The organism is Streptomyces hesseae (assembly GCF_031845785.1).
In the GTDB taxonomy this organism is placed as follows: domain Bacteria; phylum Actinomycetota; class Actinomycetes; order Streptomycetales; family Streptomycetaceae; genus Streptomyces; species Streptomyces hesseae.
In genome coordinates, this window is record NZ_JAVRFI010000018.1 from 67667 (window position 1) to 85891 (window position 18225).

Below are 18225 nucleotides of genomic sequence, written 5' to 3' on the forward strand. Positions count from 1 at the left end.
CTTTTGGGCTCACCTCGGCAAAACCCCCGATACGGGGCAGGGCCCGGACCGCGTGTTGCGGTCCGGGCCCTGCCCCGTGCGGTGCCGCCCTGTGGCGGAGGTGCGTCAGCTCTGTGCGGTGTCGTCGCTCGCCTGCCCGGCGGCCTCGGCTGCGCGTGCCTTCTCGCGCATCTTGCGCACCAGCTCGGCCTTCTGGGCGGCGGCACTCTGGCGGTCGCGGTTGCGGTGCGGACCGTTGTTCTGCCGTTCGGCACGGGACAGCTTCTTGCGCTGGCCGCCGCCCTGGCCCACGGGGTTGTTGATGTTCTTGCTGTCGGTCACGGGTTCTCCCGGTGATGATGTGAAGTGATCTACGGATTCATCGGTGGGGGACGGGCGCGGCGACGTCGAGGAACGTCAGCAGGGGCCCGTCACGCTCTCACTCGTAAATCGGTGTCTGGAAGAACATGACAAAGACGTTACCCGGTTCCGTCGGCCCCGCGCGCCATGGTTTTCGCCGCCCCGGCGTCGGCCGGGCTTCCGGCGAGCGCCCGGGGCCGGCTCGGCTCGGCTACGACCGGGGCCTGCGCGGTGGGTGATCTGGCGCACAGATGCTGTGCCACCCTTTTTCGCTACCCCCCGTAGCCGCGTGCTGCGCATTCTCCCCAGGAGCCCTGCGGGCTGCTCTCAGGCGTTCGCAAGAGTGAAGTCGGTCGACTGTTTGATGCGCTGTCTACAGCCAGTCCCGCCGCTTGAAGACGAAGTACAGGCTGACGCAGACCATCCCCATCAGCAGGATCGCGAAGGGGTAGCCGAACGCCCAGTGCAGCTCGGGCATGGCGTCGAAGTTCATGCCGTAGATCGTTCCCACCAGCGTGGGAGCGAACAGAATCGCCGCCCACGACGAGATCTTCTTGATCTCTTCGTTCTGCTCGAAACCCGCCTCCGCCAGGGCGCGCATTTCCGCGTTCTGCTGCTGGGTGACGAGTGTGGCGTTGACCTGGAGGATGTCGGTGAGGGCGGAGCGGAAGCCGTCGACGCGCTCGCTGGTGTGGGTGACGTGGTCGGCCACGTCGCGTAGGTAGCGCTGGAGTTCGTCGTCGGTGCCGTACTTGGCGAAGCCTGCCATCAGGCCGTGCAGCATGCCGACCAGGGGGCGGGTGGCGCGCTGGAACTCCACCATTTCGCGGGCGAGTTCGTAGATGCGGCGGGAGACGGCCGGGTCGCCGCCGAAGACCTCGGTCTCGATTTCGTCGAGGTCGTTCTGGACGCCCGCCACGACCGGGGCGTAGCCGTCGACGACGGCGTCGAGGATCGCGTAGAGCACGGCCTCCGGGCCGAGGGCGAGGAGCTCCGGGGTGGCCTCCATGCGGCGGCGGACGGCCGGGAGGTCCGGGGCGGCGCCGTGCCGGACGGTGATGACGAAGTCGGGGCCGACGAAGACGTGGAGCTCGCCGAAGTCGACCTCCTCGGGGGCGTCCAGGTAGCGGGCGGCGCGCAGGACCACGAAGAGGGTGTCGCCGTAACGTTCCAGCTTGGGTCGCTGGTGGGCCTCCAGGGCGTCCTCGATAGCGAGCTGGTGGAGGTCGAACTCCCCGGCGAGCGAGAGGAGTTCCTCCTCGGAGGGGCGGTACAGGTCGATCCAGGCCATGCCGTCGGGCTGCTCGCGCAGCCGCCGGTAGGTGTCGGCGAGCGACGTCGGGGTGGCCGCGCGGTGGCCGTCGCGGTAGACGGCGGCGTGGACGACGCTCGTCCCGTCGACGGCCTTGCCGTCGGCGGAACGGTCGGCCGGCGGGTCGGCGGCGGGGGCCGGGCCGGGCGTCGGGGAAGCGGCCGTGCGGCCGTTCGTGGGGCGCAGCCACGAGTGCTTTCTGGGGGCGGACCGGTGGCGCGGAGGGCGCTCGGGCATCGTTCGTCTCCCTCTCGCTCGTCTCGGGCCGCGGAACGGGGTACGCGGAACAGGATATACATCCCCATTTGCAGCCCCTGAGGGGATGTCCCGCCGGGGGTCTGGCAGGGGTCTGGCAGGGGTTTGCGCCGGCGCCGGGTCAGTCGCCGTCGCCCCGCAACGACCGCAGGTGCAGCCGCAGTACCCGCCGCATGTCGTCGACGGGGACCCGGTCCGGGTGGAGCACGGCCGTCAGGGTCAGGCCGTCGATGAGCGCGAGCGTCCGCAGCGTCTCCGTGGGGACGTCGAGGTCCTCGGGGAAGCCGCCGGCGCTCCGCCCCTCGCGCAGGACGCGCTCGATCAGCTCGCGCATGCCCGTGTGGAGCCTGTCGGCGCTGGGCCGCAGTTCGGGGCGGACGCGGGCCGCCGTGCCGAAGGCCAGCCACAGGACGGCCTCGTCGTGGCGGGCCTGGTCGAGGGGGAGGAACTCCGCGAGGAGCTCCTCGACGAGCGCGCCGCGCTCCGGGACGGGCGGCGTGGCCAGCAGCCGCTCGGCGTGCCCGCGCACGCGGACCTCGACGCGGCGGGCGAGCTCCCGCATGGCGAAGAGCATCAGGTCGGAGTGGTCGGCGAAGTAGTGCCGCACGGAACCGACGGCGAGCCCCGCCTCCTGGGCGACGTTGCGCAGCGACGCGTTCTCCAGGCCGTCGCGCCGTGCCACCCGGAACACGGCGTCGGCGACCGCCCGGCGGCGGGCCTCGGGGTCGACGATCTTAGGCATGTTGCCGTTATAGCACGGGCGGGCTAAATTCTTATGTAGCACGACTGAGCTATAAAAATGAGCTACGCAAGGAGTCGGAGTGAACGCCTGGCTGTCGACCGCCCTCATCGCCGCGGTCGCCGTGGCCGTCGTGGTCAAACGGCTGCGAGGGGAACCCCTCAACGCCCGCGACTTGTTCGCGGCCCCGCTGATCCTCACCGGTCTCGGCGCGTGGACCCTGTGGAAGGCCGAGGGAATCGGCATCGCGGACACCGTATGGGTGGTGGCCGGTGTCCTGCTGGGCGTCTCTCTGGGGGCGGTGCGCGGGCTGACCATCCAGGTCTTCGAGAGGGAGGGGGTGCTCTGGCAGCGTTACACCGGCCGGACGTTCGCGGTGATGGCGGTGTCGGCGCTGATCTCGTTCGGCTTCGGGTTCCTCGCGAGCCGGATGGGCATGCACCCGCAGGCGCGACCCGTCCAGCTCTCGATCGGCGTCGGCTTCCTGGGCGAGGCCCTGGCGGTGGGAGCGCGCGGCGTGATGACCGGGGTCCCCTTCGCGCCGGAGACGCGGGACGGGCGCCGCCGCCGCTGAACGACGGTGCCCGCGTCGACTCCGATTGTCGCTGGTCGCTGGTCGCCCGTCGCCCGTCGGTGCTCCGGCGGTCCACGCCGCCACCGTGCCGCCCCCCCCGCCACCGCGCCGCCACCGCGCCGCCACCGCGCCCGCCCCAGGCGAGCGCGGGGCCGGGCGCTCAGTCGTCCGGCAGTTCCCGGCTCCACAGGTCCGCCGGTGTCTCGCGGCGGACCAGCAGCCGTGCGCGGCCGTCCGTGACGGCGGCCACCGGGGGGCGGCCGACGAGGTTGTACGCCGAGGCCATCGACAAGTGGTACGCCCCCGACGCCGGGACCGCGAGGACGTCCCCGGGGCGGACGTCGGACGGCAGCGGGACGTCCTCCGCCAGCACGTCGCCCGCCTCGCAGTGCCGGCCCACCACCGTCATCGGCCGGGCCGGCGCCGCCGAGGCGCGGCCCGCCAGGCGGACCGTGTAGCGCACCCCGTACAGCGCCGGGCGGGGGTTGTCGCTCATCCCGCCGTCCACGGCCACGAACGTCCGTCCGCCCGAGACCTTCACCGCCAGCACCCGGTACAGCGCCACGCCCGCCGGGCCCGCTATCCAGCGGCCCGGCTCGACGGCCAGCCGGGGCACCGGGAGGTCCGCGTGGGCGCAGCGCAGCGCCAGTTCGGCGGGGACGCGCGCCGCGTACTCGGCCGGGTCGAAGGCCGGTTCGCCGTCACGGTAGGCGATGCCGAAGCCGCCGCCCAGGTCGAGCTCGGGGAACGTCACGCCGTGGACGTCGCGCAGGCCGGACAGGAAGGGCACCAGCTTGCGGACGGCCGCGCGATAGGGGTCGACCGAGGTGATCTGGGAGCCGAGGTGACAGTGCAGGCCCACGAGTTCCAGCCGGGGCTGGCCCAGGACGCGCGCCACGGCGTCCGCCGCCTCGCCGCCGTCGACGGACAGACCGAACTTCTGCCCCTCGACCCCCGTCCGCACCGCCGCGTGGGCGCCGGCCTCGATCCCGGGCACCACGCGCACCAGCACCTTCTGCCGGGCGCCGGGCGGCACCAGCGCCGCGAGCCGGGCGATCTCGCCGGTGTTGTCGAGGACCACGCGCCCCACGCCCAGGCGCAGCGCGGTCCGCAGGTCGTCGGGGCTCTTGGCATTGCCGTGGAGGATGACGCGCTCGCCGGGGAAGCCCGCGTGCGCGGCGAGTTCGAGCTCGCCGGCCGAGCAGACGTCGAGGTGGAGTCCCTCCTCCTCGACCCACCGGATCATCGCCCGGGTGAGGAACGCCTTGCCTGCGTAGGCCACGTCGGCGTCCGGGAGCGCGGCGCGCCAGGCACGGGCACGCGCCCGGATCTCGTCCTCGTCGACGATGTAGGAGGGCGTGCCGAAACGGTCGGCGAGCTCGGCGAGGGGCACCCCGCCGACGGCCAGCCCGCCCGAGGGCAGGACACGGGCGGAGGCGGGCCACACGGGGCCCGGCCACGCCGGGTCCGGGTGGGCGGACCCGGACGGCGCGGACGCCGACGGGCCGGGGGCCGGCGCGGGCTCCCCGGGCCGCGGGGACAGGGCGGCGGGGGAGAGGGGGAGGGACACGGATGATCTCCTTCGGGGGAAATCGGTGGGGCGCGAGGAGTCAGCCGGAAGGGTCAGCCGGGGAAGGTGGGAAACACCGGAGTGGCCTCCTCGGCCGCCGGCAGCACGGGGCGGGCCGTCAGCTGCGGGTCGACCGAGACCAGCCCGACGCCCAGCGGCGCGGCCAGGGCCCGTACGGCGGGCAGGGCGAGCCGGACCGAGGGGACACCCGGCCCCAGACAGTCGGAAAGCCGCCGCCTACTGGTGAAGGCGACGGCCGTCCGGGTGCCGAGAGGGGTGCGGAAGACGCGGAGGGCGAAGCCCACGGGGCAGGGCCGTACGGGGACGTACAGCGGCCGCGCCGGGCCCGGATGGGAGGGCTCGCCGTCGTCGGCGGGGCGGCTCCCGGCGGTGTCGGGGCACATCGCCGCGGCGACGGCCGCGGCCTCGGCGGGAGTACGGCTCAGATGCATGACGGTCCTTGGGAGGTGTCGACGAGGTGAGATGAGGCGAAGCGAGGTGAGGCGAGGTGAGGTGCGTCGGTCACGCTATGCCCGGCCCACGCCCGCGCGACCGCCTCCTTGACAGCACATTGACCCCACCCGGGAGTCCCTTGACGGCTCGTTTACGCGCCGGGAACCGCCCTCGCGCCCCCACGCGCCCTTGCGCCGGTCCGGCCCGTGGACGCGCCGTCATACCGGAGGCCTCACCCGCCCTACCCGCCCCGTCCACCCCGCCGTCCGCCCCGGAACCACCGGCTCCGGCAGCCGGAAATCTTTGGAACAATCCGCCCCGCGCACACTGCCACCGGCCCCGCGTCCCGCCCCGCGCGCACCGGACCCCTCCGGGGCTGGTCAGACGTGGATCATTGCCGCACGATGCTTACCGGCGGGGGGCGGAGCCCCGGGCACCCTGGAGGACGAAGTGACGGCGGAGGACGAAGTGACGGCGACGAACGTGACCGCGAAACCCGGCCCGGCGGACGGCTTCCGGGCGGCCCGGGACTTCCTGCTCGACCACCGCGAGGACTGGGCGGCGGCCCGCGACGGCTTCTCCTGGCCCCGGCCCACCGCCTTCAACTGGGCGCTGGACTGGTTCGACACGATCGCCCGCGGCAACGACCGCACCGCCCTGTGGATCGTGGAGGAGGACGGCCGCGAGGAGAAGCTCTCCTTCGACACGATGCGCCGCCGCTCCGACCGCGTCGCCAACTGGCTGCGCGCACAAGGCGTACGGGCCGGCGACCGGATCGTGGTCATGCTCGGCAACCAGCGCGAGCTGTGGGAGACCGCCCTGGCGGCCATGAAGCTGCGCGCCGTCGTCATCCCCGCCACCCCGCTGCTGGGCCCGGCCGACCTCGCCGACCGCATCGAACGCGGCCGGGCCCGCCACGTGCTCGTACGGGCCGAGGACACCGGCAAGTTCGTGGACGTCCCCGGCGACTACACCCGAATCGCCGTCGGCGGAGGGCCCGCAGGGGGTCGTCCCGCAGAGGGCTGGCTCGCTTACGAGGACGCCGACCACGCCGAGGAGACGTTCACCCCCGACGGGCCCACCCACGCCGACGACACCCTGCTCCTCTACTTCACTTCGGGCACCACCGCCCGCCCCAAACTCGTCGAGCACAGCCACATCTCGTACCCCATCGGTCACTTGACCACCATGTACTGGATCGGACTGCGTCCCGGCGACGTCCACCTCAACATCTCCTCGCCCGGCTGGGCCAAGCACGCCTGGTCCAACCTCTTCGCCCCCTGGAACGCCGAGGCCACCGTCTTCGTCCACAACTACACCCGCTTCGACGCGGACCGCCTCCTGGCCGAGATGGACCGCTGCGGCGTCACCAGCTTCTGCGCCCCGCCCACGGTGTGGCGGATGCTCATCCAGGCCGACCTGGGCGCGCTGCGCAACCCCCCGCGCGAGGTCGTGGCCGCGGGCGAGCCCCTCAACCCCGAGGTCATCGAGGCCGTCCGGCGCTCCTGGGGCCGTACCATCCGGGACGGCTTCGGGCAGACCGAGACCTCCGTCCAGATCGCCAACCCGCCCGGCCAGATGCTGAAGCCCGGCTCCATGGGCCGCCCCAGCCCCGGCTTCACCGTCGTCCTCCTCGACCCGCGGACCGGGGAGCCCGCCGACGAGGGCGAGATCGCCCTCGATCTGCGCGACCGCCCCGTCGGCCTGATGACCGGCTACGCGGGCGACCCCGAACGCACCGCCGAGGCGATGGCGGACGGCTACTACCGCACCGGCGACATCGCCGCACGGGACGAAGAGGGGTATCTGACCTATATCGGGCGCGCCGACGACGTCTTCAAGTCCAGCGACTACAAGATCAGCCCCTTTGAGCTGGAGAGCGCCCTCCTGGAGCACGAGGCCGTCGTCGAGGCGGCCGTCGTCCCCGCCCCCGACCCGCTGCGGCTGTCCGTGCCCAAGGCCTATGTCGTCCTCGCCGCCGGCTGGGAGCCCGGACCGGACACCGCCAAGGCCCTCTTCGCCCACTCGCGCGCCGTGCTGGCCCCCTACAAGCGCGTCCGCCGACTGGAGTTCGCCGAGCTGCCCAAGACCGTGTCCGGCAAGATCCGCCGCATCGAGCTGCGCGAACGCACCGCGCGGGGCGGCGGGACCGAGTACCGAGAGGAAGACCACCGGTGACCACACCCTCCCCCTCCCACACGGCAGGCCCCATCGACACCCCGTTGCTCGACGACACCATCGGCGCGAACCTGGCCCGTACCGTCGCGCTCTTCGGCGACCGCGAGGCGCTCGTCGACGTCCAGGGCGGGCGCCGCTGGACCTACGAGGAGTTCGGCCGGGCGGTGGAGGAGGTCGCCCTGGGGCTGCTCGCCAAGGGCGTGGCCAAGGGCGACCGCGTGGGCATCTGGGCCGTCAACTGTCCCGAGTGGGTGATGATCCAGTACGCCACCGCCCGGATCGGCGCGATCATGGTCAATATCAACCCGGCCTATCGCGTCCACGAACTGGCCTACGTCCTGCGTCAGGCGGGGATCGGCATCCTCGTCTCCTCCGTCGAGTACAAGGCGAGCGACTACCGCCGCATGGTCGAACAGGTCCGCGGCCGCTGCCCGGCGCTGCGCGACGTCGTCTACATCGACGACCCCACCTGGACCGGCCTCGTCAGCCTCGGCCGGAGCGTCGACCCCGACCGTCTCACCGTCCGCGAGGACCGGCTGAGCCCCGACGACCCCGTCAACATCCAGTACACCTCGGGCACCACCGGCTTCGCCAAGGGCGCCACCCTCTCCCACCGCAACATCCTCAACAACGGCTATTTCGTGGGCGAGGGCCTCGGCTACACCGAGGAGGACCGCATCGCCCTGCCCGTGCCCTTCTACCACTGCTTCGGCATGGTCATGGGCAACCTCGCCGCCACCACCCACGGCGCCTGCGTCGTCATCCCGGCCCCCACCTTCGACGCCACCGCCACCCTCCATGCCGTCGAACGCGAACGCTGCACCTCGCTCTACGGCGTCCCCACCATGTTCATCGCCGAGCTCGGCCTGCCCGACTTCGCCACCTACGACCTCGGCTCGCTGCGCACCGGCATCATGGCGGGCTCGCCCTGCCCGGAGGAGGTGATGAGGCGCGTCGTCACGGAGATGAACATGTCCGGGGTCGCCATCTGCTACGGGATGACGGAGACCTCCCCGGTCTCCACCCAGACCCGGCGCGACGACGACCTCGAGCGCCGCACCGGCACGGTCGGGCGGGCGCTGCCGCACATCGAAGTGAAGATCACCGACCCGGCCGACGGCTCCACCGTCCCGCGCGGCGAGCCCGGCGAACTGTGCACCCGCGGCTATTCGGTGATGCTCGGCTACTGGGACGACCCCGAGCGCACCGCGGAGGTCGTCGACGCCGAACGGTGGATGCACACCGGCGATCTCGCGGTGATGGACGAGGACGGCTACGTCCGGATCGTCGGCCGCATCAAGGACATGATCATCAGGGGCGGGGAGAACGTCTACCCCCGCGAGATCGAGGAGTTCCTCTACACCCACCCCAAGATCTCCGACGTCCAGGTCATCGGCGTCCCCGACGAGAAGTTCGGCGAGGAGGTCATGGCCTGCGTCATCCTGCGCGACCCCGCCGACACCCTCACGCGCGACGAGCTCGCCCGCTACTGCCGGGGCCGGCTCGCGCACTACAAGGTGCCGCGCCATCTGCGGCTGATGGACGCCTTCCCCATGACCGTCAGCGGCAAGGTGCGGAAGGTGGAGCTGCGGGAGGAGGCCGCCGCGCTGCTCGCGGGGGTGAGCGTCGGCGTACGGGGCTGATGGCGTACGGACGGGGCGGGCCGTGTGCGGCCCGCCCCGTCGCCCCCCCCCGTTCCCCCGTGAACGGTCTCTTTCTCCCCCGTGCCCCCGTATCCCCCGTGGCAGGGCCCGCAGTCCCCCGTGTCTCGCGGGCCCTGTGCTCAGTCTCCGCCTCATCACACCCAAGTGGCCATGATGGAGCGTCAGTTCAGAGGAAGAATTGAGCTTCGGTTCACCTCCTGCCACGCCGCACGAGCTCGTCGGCCCACTCGTTGAGGGCCTGCGGAGTGCCGGTGAGGTCCATGACGAACAGCGGCAGCCGCAGGTCGTCCGCCCGGCAGCGGGCGTCGCGGGCGTAACCCGCCAGGGAGAAGCAGACGCTCGTCGCGGAGTCCAGCAGGCCGTACAGCCACAGGCACTCGATGTCGCGCAAGGTGGTCGGGAGGGTCGTGGGGTCGACACGGGCGACGACGCCGGTGGCGCGCAGGTCCACGCCGCTCGCGGCGGGCGCCGGGCAGTTGCCGGGGCGGCGTACGTCCGGGAAGCCCAGCCAGCGCAGATAGCGTTCGGCGGACATCACCGCGTCGCGCTCGGTACGGATGGCCACCGGCCGGAACGGCGGCTTCGAGATGGCGCGGGGGCGCGGGGCGGCGTCGGAGGGCGCCCCGGGCGCCGGCTCCTCCGGGCTCTTCGCGCCCTTGACTTCCTGAACTTCCTGGGCTTTCTGGACTTCCTGGTGAGGGGTTTCCACTGCGTCGCGCGGCGGCAGGACGGGCAGCCGGACGACCGTCCCGCAGGAACAGCCCAGTTCGGGCCGGGGCCACTGGCCCTGCCGGTCGCAGGAGGGGCAGCGCACCGCCACCCAGGAATCGCGCCAGGTGCGGTGGGCGAGTAACTCGGGGGTGGCGTCGGGCGGTACCGGCAGGGTCAGCGGGTTGCCGCAGGCGCAGGGAAAGGTCGGCGGGGTGAAGGAGTGCTCCCGGTGACACGTGGGGCAGTTCACCGGCACGCTCTTGGCCATCTTCGGCTCCAGCGTAGGGTCCGTAGGGGATATCCGTAGGGGATATGGGACCCCATCGTCCACGATGCGGGCATGGCGGGGGAGCGAATCGGCAAGGCGGGCGCGGGAGAGTGCTCCGGGCGGCGCCGCCGGGGCGCGAACGGGATGGAGGCCGGCGCCACCGCCCGGAGGTCAGGGGATCGGCTCGAACTCCTCCACGGCGTCGATGTTCACGCCGTGCGGCGTGTTCGCCTCCCGTTCGATCATGATCTCGACGAGGACGGGCCGGGAGGTGGCGACCGCCTCCTTGCGGGCCCACTCGATGGCCGGACGGATATCCGCCGGCTCCACGACCCGCCGCCCCGAACAGCCGTAGGCCTCCATCAGCTTGACGTTGTCGGTGCCCGTCTCGTCGTAGTGGACGTCGACCTGGTAGTTCATCCCGTAGCCGATGGAAGCCTGCCGGATGAGGCCCAGATACTCGTTGTTGAGCATGATCAGGACGAACGGGATGTCGTACTGCGCCGCGACGGCCAGCTCCTCCGCCGTGTACTGGAAGCCGTAGTCCCCGACGATTCCCACCACCTCCGTGGCGCCCCGGCCCATGCCCTCCAGCGCCTTCTTCGCCCCGATCGCCGCCGGGACCTCCCAGCCCAGCGGGCCCGCCTGACCGCACACCTGGTAGTGGCGGGGCCGGTGGGCCTTCTGATGCTGGCCGCCCCAGATCTGGTACAGGCCGATGGCGGTGAGGAAGTGGGTGTCCTCGCCGAAGATCTCGTTGATCTCCTTGTAGACGCGGGGGGCCTTCACCGGGACGGTGTCGAAGTCCTCCCGCCGGACGAGGGTCCGCTTGAGCAGCCGGCAGCGCTCCCGCCACGACCCCGCGTCCGCCCGGGCCCCGCGCCGCCGGGCGGCGGCCAGCAGGGCCGCGAGGAACTCCTTCGCGTCCGAGACGATGCCCAGGTCCGGCGCGACGACCTTGCCCAGCTGGGTGGGCTCGACGTCCACCTGGACGAACGTCCGCCCGCCCCGGTAGACGTCCGTGTCCGCCCCCGTGTGCCGGTCGCCGAAGCGCGCGCCCACGGCGAGCACGAAATCCGCCTCCAGGAACGAGGCGTTGGCGTACCGCTGCGAGGTCTGGATGCCGGTGGTTCCCATGTGGAGCTCGTGGCCGTCCTCGACGGCCCCCTTGCCCATCAGCGTCACCTGGAACGGCACACCCAGCAACTCCACCAGCGCCCGCAGTTCGTCCGCCGCCCCGGCCAGGATCACCCCGCCGCCCGCGAGCAGCAGCGGACGCTCGGCCGCCAGCAGCAGATCCAGGGCGGCCTCGACGCTCGGCGGGTGCGGGACCGGGACGCGGACGGGCAGCCGGGTGTCGGTGGCGGCGGCGTAGCGGATCTCGCGCCGGGCGATGTCGACCGGGATGTCGATCAGCACCGGCCCCGGCCGCCCCTCGCGCGCGATCCGGAACGCCTCCCGGAACACCCAGGGGATCTGCGCCGCCTCCGTGACCTGTACCGCCCACTTCGTGACGGGCCGGACGATCCCCACGATGTCGACCGCCTGGAACGCCTCTTGGTGGAGCTTGGTGGAGACCGCCTGGCCGGTGACGCAGACCATGGGGATCGAGTCGGCGAAGGCGGTGTACAGCCCGGTGACGAGATTGGTGCCCCCGGGCCCGGAGGTGGCCAGCGCCACCCCGACCCGGCCGTTGGTACGGGCCCACCCGTCGGCCATGTGCGCGGCGCCCGCCTCATGACGGACGATCAGGTGCTCGATGCCGCCGACGGTCTCCAGCGCCTTGTACAGCGGCAGGATCGCGGCGCCGGGGCAGCCGAAGACGGTGTCGACGCCCTCGTCCTTGAGGATGTGGACGACGGCGTGCATGGCGGGGACGGTGGTCATGAGGCGCTTCCTCCTGACAGCCGTTCGACGCCCCGGAGCAGGGCCGAGTGGTCGAGCGCGCCGTCGCCCTGGGCCCGGGCGGCGGCCACGAGCGTGGCCACGACGGCCCCCAGCGGCAGGACGGCGCCGACCTCGCGGGCGGCGGAGGTGACGATGCCCATGTCCTTGTGGTGGAGGTCGATCCGGAACCCCGGCGGGTACTCGCGGCCCAGGAAGTTCTCCCGCTTCCGGTCGAGCACGGCGGAGGCGGCGAGCCCGCCGCCGAGGACGTCCAGTGCGGCGGCGAGGTCCACACCGGACTTCGTCAGAAAGACGACGGCCTCGGCGCACGCCTGGATGTTGGCGGCGACGATCAGCTGGTTGGCGGCCTTCACGGTTTGCCCGGAGCCGTGGGGGCCGCAGTGCACGACCGTCGTGCCGAGCGTGCGCAGCACGGGCGCGACTTCTTCGAAGTCGGCCCGCTCGCCGCCGCACATGACGGACAGCGTGCCCTCGATCGCCCCGGCCTCCCCGCCGGAGACGGGCGCGTCGAGCACGCGGACGCCGCGGGGCGCCCCGGCGGTGGCGAGTGCGGTCGAGGTCCGGGGGCTGATCGAGGACATGTCGACGAACAGGGCGCCGGGGCGGGCGTTGGCCAGGATGCCGTCGTCGCCGTGGGCTACGGCGGTGACCTCGGGGTCGGCGGGCAGCATGGTGACGACGACGTCGGCGCGGGCGACGGCCTCGCGGACGGAGCCGGCGGGGGTGCCGCCGGCGGCGGCGAGGCGGTCGAGCTTGTGGGGCTCGAGGGTGTGGCCGGTGACGGGGTAGCCGGCCTTGAGGAGGTTCTCGGCCATGGGGGAGCCCATGACGCCGAGGCCTATCCAGGCGATGCGGGGGAGTTTCATGGGGTCGTTTCCCTTCGGGGTGGTTGGTTTCCCGGGGGCACCTCCCAGCGGTAGCTGGGGGAGAAAGGGCGGGACCGGGGCGTCAGAACTCGGCGAGCCAGCCGAAGGCGTCCGCGCCGGGCCCGTCCGCCCGGTACTCCAGGCCGACCGGCCCGCCGTACCCGGCCCCGTCCAGGCGGGAGAACAGGTCCGCGAAGTCCAGGCCCCCCGTCCCCGGCGCCCCCCGCCCCGGCACGTCCGCGATCTGGACGTGCCCCGCCCGCCGCGCGTAGCGGTCGACGGCGTCGCGCGGGTCCGACCCGCCCATGGCCACGTGGTACAGATCCAGCAACAGCCGCGCGTTCCCCAGCCCCGTCGCCGCGTCGACTCTGTCGACGACCTCAACAGCCGAGGCCACGTCCGTCAGCGGATACCTCGGCGATTCCACGGCGTTGAGCGCCTCGATCAGCAGGATCGCCCCCACCCGGTCCGCCGCCCGTGCCGCGTACGCGAGGTTCTCCAGCGCCAGCGCGTCCTGGGCTCCCGGGGCCACCCCGTCGACGCGGTTGCCGTACAGCGCGTTGAGCGCCCGGCAGCCCACCGACTCGGCGAAGCCGGCCGCGACGTCGACGTTCGCGCGGAAGCGCGCGGACTCCTCGCCCGGTACGGAGAGCGCGCCCCGGTCCGGACCGGGCAGCCGGCCCGCGTAGAAGTTGAGGGCGATCAGCCGGGTGCCGGCGGCGCTCAACGCGTCCCGCAACGCGGCGAGTTCCGCCTCGGGCGGTTCCGGGTCCTCCGGCCAGGGCCACCACAGCTCCACCTCCGTGAACCCGGCGGCCGCCGCGGCGGCGGGCCGGGCCGTCAGCGGCAGGTCGGTGAAGAGGATCGAGAGGTTCACATCGAAGCGGCGCAATCCCAACACCCGCCCCTCTCTTCCGTATTACGGAAACTAAATTCCATCTAGAGGAAGGCTGCTCCCGTTCGGACGGCCCTGTCAAGGGCCCGGTACGTTGACCGTGTGCGATTGAGAGTGGAGTTCACGACCGAACCGTTCGATCTCGACGAGCCCCCGCCCCACGCCGTCGCGGCCCGGGACGTCGTCCAGGCGGCGGAGCTGGACGCCGTCGACGTCGGCCCGTTCGGCAACACCGTCGAAGGCCGGGCCGACACCGTGCTCGCGGCGCTGGACACCCTGCTGCGCGCCTCCCTGGAGGCGGGCGCCACGCGGGTGTCGCTCCAGGTCAACGTGGTCGACGCGGACGGCGCGACGAAAGAGCGCGACGCGAGAGGGGACGGCACGTGAGCGAGGACGCCTTCCGCGCCGCCGTCCGGCCGCTCGTGGACGCCATGGGCGGCCGGCTGCTCGACCCCGAGCAGGCCGAGGGCGACGACGTCGTCCTCCGCTGGGAGGGCCGCCCGGTCGTGGCCGTACGCCTCCCGCACCTGGCGGAGTCGCTGGAGGGCATACTCGCCGACCTGGAGCGCAGGTACGGCATGCCGCTCGCCCAACTGGACCGCAGGGCCAAGCAGTCGGTCGTACGGAATCTGGAGGCACGCGGCGCGTTCGCGCTGCGGCACGGCGTGGAGACGGTCGCCGCCGCGCTCGGCGTCAGCCGGTTCACTGTCTACAACTACCTCAACCGCCAACGGGACGCGGACGATCGCGCCCGCCCCCGGTCGGACGGTGGCTCAGCCGGACGGTGACCATGAAGGTCCCCGAGGCGGATGCCGGTCGTGGGGCGTACGGCGAGTCTTGAGGTGACGCCCACGCCGCCCAGGAGGCGGACATGACCCTCGCGACACCGCTGCTCAACGACACCAACGCCCCCGCCTTCCCTCCCGTGCCGCGCTGGCTGGACCGGACGGCGCGCGCCGTGCCGCTGGCCGTGCTGCCGTCGGGGCTGTGGCGGGACGATTGGCCTGGTCCGGCCATGGGGCGAGCGGACGCCGCGCTGGATCCCGCTCCTGGGCGGCCGGCACGTCCCGGCGTCGCCGACGCACGGCCTGACCGGCGCCGCGAGCCACGCGAACGGTTCTTCAACAAACTGTTGACGCGCGTTCGCCGGAGGCGTTAGCTATGCGCAGCTCATCCGAGCGCAGCGAGAAGCGCCACGGAGGTTCCCGTGACTTCGAGTTCGACACCGGGGCTCACCCGGTTCAACGCGGCCGAGGACGACACCGCTCGGGCCGCGCTGCACGAGATCTGCGCCAGTACCACGTGGCGCGAGGAGATCCTCGCCCGGCGCCCCTACCGTGACGCCGAGGAACTGCTGGCCGCCAGCGACACGGCCGTCGCCCGGCTCTCGCCGGACGACCTGGCCGAGGCCATGGCGGCGCACCCGCCCATCGGCCGTCCCCGGCCGGGCGACCCGGTCTCCGCCCGGGAACAGCGTGGCATGACGGGTGCCTCCGACCGGCTCAAGGCCGAGATGCTCGAACTCGGCCTCGCCTACCAGGAGAAGTTCGGGCACGTCTTCCTGATCTGCGCCACCGGCCTCACCGCCGAGCAGATGCGGGACTCCGTCCGTAACCGGATCGACAACCCCCCGGAACGCGAGCGCGAGATCGTCCGTGGAGAGCTCGGCCGGATCAACCGCATCCGGCTGGCCCGGCTCGCCGTCCGTCCCACGAGCGAAGGAGCGTCCCGGCGGTGAACGACGCAACCGTCTCGACCCACGCCCTCGACACCGCCTCCGGCCGCCCCGCCGCCGGCGTCGGCGTGGAGCTGGCCGTACGCGGCGACGGCCCGGACGGGGAGCGATGGTCCATGCTCGGCACGGCGCGCACCGACACGGACGGGCGCTGCGCCGCCTTCCCCGCGCTGCCGCCGGCCGTCACGCACGTACGCCTGCGCTTCGACGTCGGGCAGTACCAGTCCGCTCAGTCCTCCGGCGGCACGGCGTTCTTCCCCGAGGTGACGGTCGCCTTCGCGGTGTCGCCCGGCGAGCACCATCATGTACCGCTGCTGCTCAGCCCGTTCGGATACTCCGTATACCGAGGGAGTTAGCCCGTGATCCTGGGTCAGAACCAGTACGGCAAGGCCGAGAACCGCATCGTACGGATCACCCGCGAGGGAAGCACCCACCACATCAAGGACCTCAACGTCTCGGTCGCGCTCACCGGCGATATGACGGACGTCCACCTCTCCGGCTCCAACGCCAACGTCCTGACCACCGACACCACCAAGAACACCGTCTTCGCCTTCGCCAAGGAGCACGGCATAGCTTCGGCCGAGGAGTTCGGCATCCTCCTCGCCCGTCACTTCGTCACCGGCCAGCCCACGATCCACAGCGCCCGGATCCGCATCGAGGAATACGCGTGGGAACGGATCGAGACCCCCGGCCCCAAGCGGCATTCCTTTGTCCGTGAGGGCCGGGAGACCCGTACCGCCCAGATCCGCTTCGACGGCACCGACTGGGAGATCGTCTCCGGGCTCAAGGACCTGACCGTGCTGAACTCCACCGACTCCGAGTTCACCGGCTACGTCAAGGACCGCTACACCACCCTCCCCGAGACCCGCGACCGCGTCCTCGCCACCCAGGTGCACGCCCGCTGGCGCCACTCCACCCACGAGGCGGACTGGGACAGCTCGTACCGGCAGGCCCGCGAGCACCTCCTCGCGGCCTTCGCCGACACGTACTCGCTCTCCCTCCAGCAGACCCTCCACCGCATGGGCTCCCGCGTCCTCGAGAACGGCCCCGGCATCGAGGAGATCCGGCTGTCCCTCCCCAACCGCCACCACTTCCTCGTCGACCTCGAACCCTTCGGCCTGAAGAACGACAACGAGGTCTACTACGCGGCCGACCGTCCGTACGGACTCATCGAGGCGACGATCCTGCGTGACGGCGCCGAGGCCCGGATACCGGTGGACATGACGAACCTCTAGGACCTCCAGCACTTCCTGGACCTTAAGGACACGCAACCATGGCGGAACCCTCACCCCCCGTACCCGAGGCACCCCCCGTACCCGAGGCACCCCCCGTACCCGAGGCACCCCCCGTACCCGAGGCACCCCCCGTACCCGAGGCACCCCCCGTACCCGAGGCACGGGTCGTCATCGAGAACTGCGCCGTCGCGACCGTCGACGCCGACGACACCGAATACGCCTCCGGCCACATCGTCGTCGCCGGCGACCTCATAGAGACCGTCGGCCCCGGACCCGCCCCCGACGGTCTGACCGGGGTCGTCCGCCGCGTCGACGGCACCGGCCACCTCGCCACCCCCGGCCTGGTCAACACCCACCACCACTTCTACCAGTGGCTCACCCGGGGACTCGCCCAGAACTCCAGCCTCTTCGACTGGCTCGTCACCCTCTACCCCATCTGGGCGCGCATCGACGAGCCGATGGTCCACGCCGCCGCGCGCGGCTCGCTGGCCATGATGGTCCGCGGCGGCGTCACCACCGCCATGGACCACCACTACGTCTTCCCCCGGGGCGCGGGCGACCTGCTCGGCGCGGAGATCCGCGCCGCCCGCGAGATGGGCGTACGGTTCAGCCCCACCCGCGGCTCCATGGACCTCGGCGAGTCGGCGGGCGGACTGCCGCCCGACTTCGCCGTCGAGACCACCGAGGCCGCGCTCCTCGCCACCGAGGAGGCCATCGACACCCACCACGACCCGTCGTTCGGCTCGATGCTCCGCGTCGGCGTCGCCCCCTGCTCACCCTTCTCCGTCTCCACCGAACTCCTCCGCCAGGCCGCGGAACTCGCCCGCCGCAAGGGGGTGCGCCTCCACACCCACGGCTCGGAGACCGTGGAGGAGGAGCGGTTCTGCAAGGAGAAGTTCGGCATGGGGCCCACGGACTACCTCGCGTCCACGGGCTGGCTCGGCGAGGACGTGTGGATGGCCCACTGCATCCACATGAACGACGCCGACATCGCCGCCTTCGCCCGCACCGGCACCGGCGTGGCGCACTGCCCCTCCTCCAACGCCCGGATCGCCGCCGGCACCGCCCCCGTCCCCGCCCTGCTCAAGGCCGGCGTCCCCGTCGGCCTCGGCGTGGACGGCACGGCCTCCAACGAGACCGGGGAACTCCACACCGAGCTGCGCAACGCCCTCCTCGTCCACCGGCTCGCGGGCGGCGAGGACGCCCTCGACGTCCGGCAGGCGCTGCGGCTGGGCACCTACGGCGGCGCCCGGGTGCTGGGCCGCGCGGCGGAGATCGGCTCGCTGGAGCCGGGCAAGCTCGCCGACCTCGTCCTGTGGAAGCTCGACGGCCTCGGCCACTCCACCATCGCCGACCCGGTCGCCGCTCTCGTCCTCGGGGCGCCCGCGCCCGTCACCCTCTCGCTCGTGGGCGGCAGACCGGTCGTCGAGGACGGCCGTCTGGTCACCGCCGACGAGGACACCATCGCCCGCGAGGCCCGCGACGAGGCCCGGCGCCTGGCCCGGATCGCGGCCGACGCCTGA

At 72.4% G+C, this 18225-nt stretch carries 19 protein-coding genes; 10 read left to right on the forward strand and 9 right to left on the reverse strand.

Annotated features, from left to right (window positions below; genetic code table 11):
- Window positions 1-105: 105 nt before the first annotated feature.
- From RM609_RS24330 to RM609_RS24340, 3 genes are all read right to left on the reverse strand, one after another.
- Complete coding sequence (locus tag RM609_RS24330; protein ID WP_311613671.1) at window positions 106-321, reverse strand: DUF6243 family protein; 216 nt, start codon at window positions 319-321, stop codon at window positions 106-108.
- A gap of 391 nt (window positions 322-712) precedes the next feature.
- Window positions 713-1888 carry a magnesium and cobalt transport protein CorA gene (locus RM609_RS24335; RefSeq protein WP_311613672.1) on the reverse strand — a complete coding sequence of 392 codons (1176 nt, stop codon included), beginning with the start codon at window positions 1886-1888 and terminating at the stop codon, window positions 713-715.
- 139 nt (window positions 1889-2027) lie between these two features.
- Complete coding sequence (locus RM609_RS24340; RefSeq protein ID WP_311613673.1) at window positions 2028-2648, reverse strand: TetR/AcrR family transcriptional regulator; 621 nt, start codon at window positions 2646-2648, stop codon at window positions 2028-2030.
- 79 nt (window positions 2649-2727) lie between these two features.
- Between RM609_RS24340 and RM609_RS24345 the strand changes: the two genes are divergently transcribed.
- Entirely contained in the window at window positions 2728-3219 is a 492-nt protein-coding gene (locus RM609_RS24345) for a DUF1453 domain-containing protein (protein ID WP_311613674.1), read from the forward strand.
- 160 nt (window positions 3220-3379) lie between these two features.
- Here RM609_RS24345 and lysA read toward each other — a convergent pair whose 3' ends face one another.
- Together lysA and RM609_RS24355 are read right to left on the reverse strand one after the other, a co-directional pair.
- A complete protein-coding gene (gene lysA, locus RM609_RS24350; RefSeq protein WP_438828517.1) occupies window positions 3380-4789 on the reverse strand; it encodes a diaminopimelate decarboxylase in 1410 nt (469 codons plus the stop codon).
- Window positions 4790-4842: 53 nt separating this feature from the next.
- Entirely contained in the window at window positions 4843-5241 is a 399-nt protein-coding gene (locus tag RM609_RS24355; protein WP_438828518.1) for an SAV_915 family protein, read from the reverse strand.
- A 469-nt stretch (window positions 5242-5710) separates the two neighbouring features.
- Between RM609_RS24355 and RM609_RS24360 the strand changes: the two genes are divergently transcribed.
- Window positions 5711-7420: an AMP-binding protein gene (locus RM609_RS24360; protein ID WP_311613675.1), complete on the forward strand. Its 1710-nt coding sequence runs from the start codon at window positions 5711-5713 to the stop codon at window positions 7418-7420.
- Window positions 7417-9063 carry an AMP-binding protein gene (locus tag RM609_RS24365; protein WP_311613676.1) on the forward strand — a complete coding sequence of 549 codons (1647 nt, stop codon included), beginning with the start codon at window positions 7417-7419 and terminating at the stop codon, window positions 9061-9063. The genes RM609_RS24360 and RM609_RS24365 overlap by 4 nt, the downstream gene beginning before the upstream one ends.
- Window positions 9064-9274: 211 nt before the next feature.
- Here RM609_RS24365 and RM609_RS24370 read toward each other — a convergent pair whose 3' ends face one another.
- From RM609_RS24370 to RM609_RS24385, 4 genes are all read right to left on the reverse strand, one after another.
- Window positions 9275-10063, reverse strand: coding sequence for a hypothetical protein (locus tag RM609_RS24370; protein WP_311613677.1), 789 nt, complete (start codon window positions 10061-10063; stop codon window positions 9275-9277).
- 171 nt (window positions 10064-10234) lie between these two features.
- Window positions 10235-11950 (reverse strand): glyoxylate carboligase, encoded by a 1716-nt coding sequence (gene gcl / locus RM609_RS24375; protein WP_311613678.1) that lies wholly within the window; start codon window positions 11948-11950, stop codon window positions 10235-10237.
- Window positions 11947-12837, reverse strand: a complete 891-nt coding sequence (locus RM609_RS24380; protein WP_311613679.1) for a 2-hydroxy-3-oxopropionate reductase — start codon at window positions 12835-12837, stop codon at window positions 11947-11949. The genes gcl and RM609_RS24380 overlap by 4 nt, the downstream gene beginning before the upstream one ends.
- 82 nt (window positions 12838-12919) lie before the next feature.
- A complete protein-coding gene (locus RM609_RS24385; RefSeq protein ID WP_311613680.1) occupies window positions 12920-13738 on the reverse strand; it encodes a TIM barrel protein in 819 nt (272 codons plus the stop codon).
- A gap of 96 nt (window positions 13739-13834) precedes the next feature.
- Between RM609_RS24385 and RM609_RS24390 the strand changes: the two genes are divergently transcribed.
- The 7 genes from RM609_RS24390 (at window position 13835) to RM609_RS24420 (ending at window position 18225) form a co-directional block, all read left to right on the forward strand.
- Window positions 13835-14119, forward strand: a complete 285-nt coding sequence (locus tag RM609_RS24390) for a thiamine-binding protein (protein ID WP_311613681.1) — start codon at window positions 13835-13837, stop codon at window positions 14117-14119.
- A 44-nt stretch (window positions 14120-14163) separates the two neighbouring features.
- A complete protein-coding gene (locus RM609_RS24395) occupies window positions 14164-14520 on the forward strand; it encodes a helix-turn-helix domain-containing protein (protein WP_311613749.1) in 357 nt (118 codons plus the stop codon).
- Window positions 14521-14603: 83 nt separating this feature from the next.
- Window positions 14604-14891, forward strand: a complete 288-nt coding sequence (locus RM609_RS24400; protein WP_438828519.1) for a hypothetical protein — start codon at window positions 14604-14606, stop codon at window positions 14889-14891.
- Between the two features lie 48 nt (window positions 14892-14939).
- Window positions 14940-15470, forward strand: a complete 531-nt coding sequence (gene uraD / locus RM609_RS24405) for a 2-oxo-4-hydroxy-4-carboxy-5-ureidoimidazoline decarboxylase (RefSeq protein WP_311613682.1) — start codon at window positions 14940-14942, stop codon at window positions 15468-15470.
- Window positions 15467-15823: a hydroxyisourate hydrolase gene (gene uraH, locus RM609_RS24410; protein WP_311613683.1), complete on the forward strand. Its 357-nt coding sequence runs from the start codon at window positions 15467-15469 to the stop codon at window positions 15821-15823. The genes uraD and uraH overlap by 4 nt, the downstream gene beginning before the upstream one ends.
- A 3-nt stretch (window positions 15824-15826) precedes the next feature.
- The gene (gene pucL / locus RM609_RS24415; protein WP_311613684.1) at window positions 15827-16702 is read left to right on the forward strand and encodes a factor-independent urate hydroxylase; all 876 of its coding nucleotides are present in this window, start codon (window positions 15827-15829) and stop codon (window positions 16700-16702) included.
- A 38-nt stretch (window positions 16703-16740) separates the two neighbouring features.
- Complete coding sequence (locus RM609_RS24420; RefSeq protein WP_311613685.1) at window positions 16741-18225, forward strand: 8-oxoguanine deaminase; 1485 nt, start codon at window positions 16741-16743, stop codon at window positions 18223-18225.

What these genes read in the sequence shown, in the direction of transcription:
- RM609_RS24355 (WP_438828518.1), bottom strand. Translation starts at nt 5,241, where the DNA reads ATGCATCTGAGCCGTACTCCCGCCGAGGCCGCGGCCGTCGCCGCGGCG.
- gcl (WP_311613678.1), bottom strand. Translation starts at nt 11,950, where the DNA reads ATGACCACCGTCCCCGCCATGCACGCCGTCGTCCACATCCTCAAGGAC.
- RM609_RS24380 (WP_311613679.1), bottom strand. Translation starts at nt 12,837, where the DNA reads ATGAAACTCCCCCGCATCGCCTGGATAGGCCTCGGCGTCATGGGCTCC.
- RM609_RS24335 (WP_311613672.1), bottom strand. Translation starts at nt 1,888, where the DNA reads ATGCCCGAGCGCCCTCCGCGCCACCGGTCCGCCCCCAGAAAGCACTCG.
- RM609_RS24370 (WP_311613677.1), bottom strand. Translation starts at nt 10,063, where the DNA reads ATGGCCAAGAGCGTGCCGGTGAACTGCCCCACGTGTCACCGGGAGCAC.
- RM609_RS24340 (WP_311613673.1), bottom strand. Translation starts at nt 2,648, where the DNA reads ATGCCTAAGATCGTCGACCCCGAGGCCCGCCGCCGGGCGGTCGCCGAC.
- RM609_RS24395 (WP_311613749.1), top strand. Translation starts at nt 14,164, where the DNA reads ATGGGCGGCCGGCTGCTCGACCCCGAGCAGGCCGAGGGCGACGACGTC.
- RM609_RS24420 (WP_311613685.1), top strand. Translation starts at nt 16,741, where the DNA reads ATGGCGGAACCCTCACCCCCCGTACCCGAGGCACCCCCCGTACCCGAG.
- RM609_RS24400 (WP_438828519.1), top strand. Translation starts at nt 14,604, where the DNA reads ATGACCCTCGCGACACCGCTGCTCAACGACACCAACGCCCCCGCCTTC.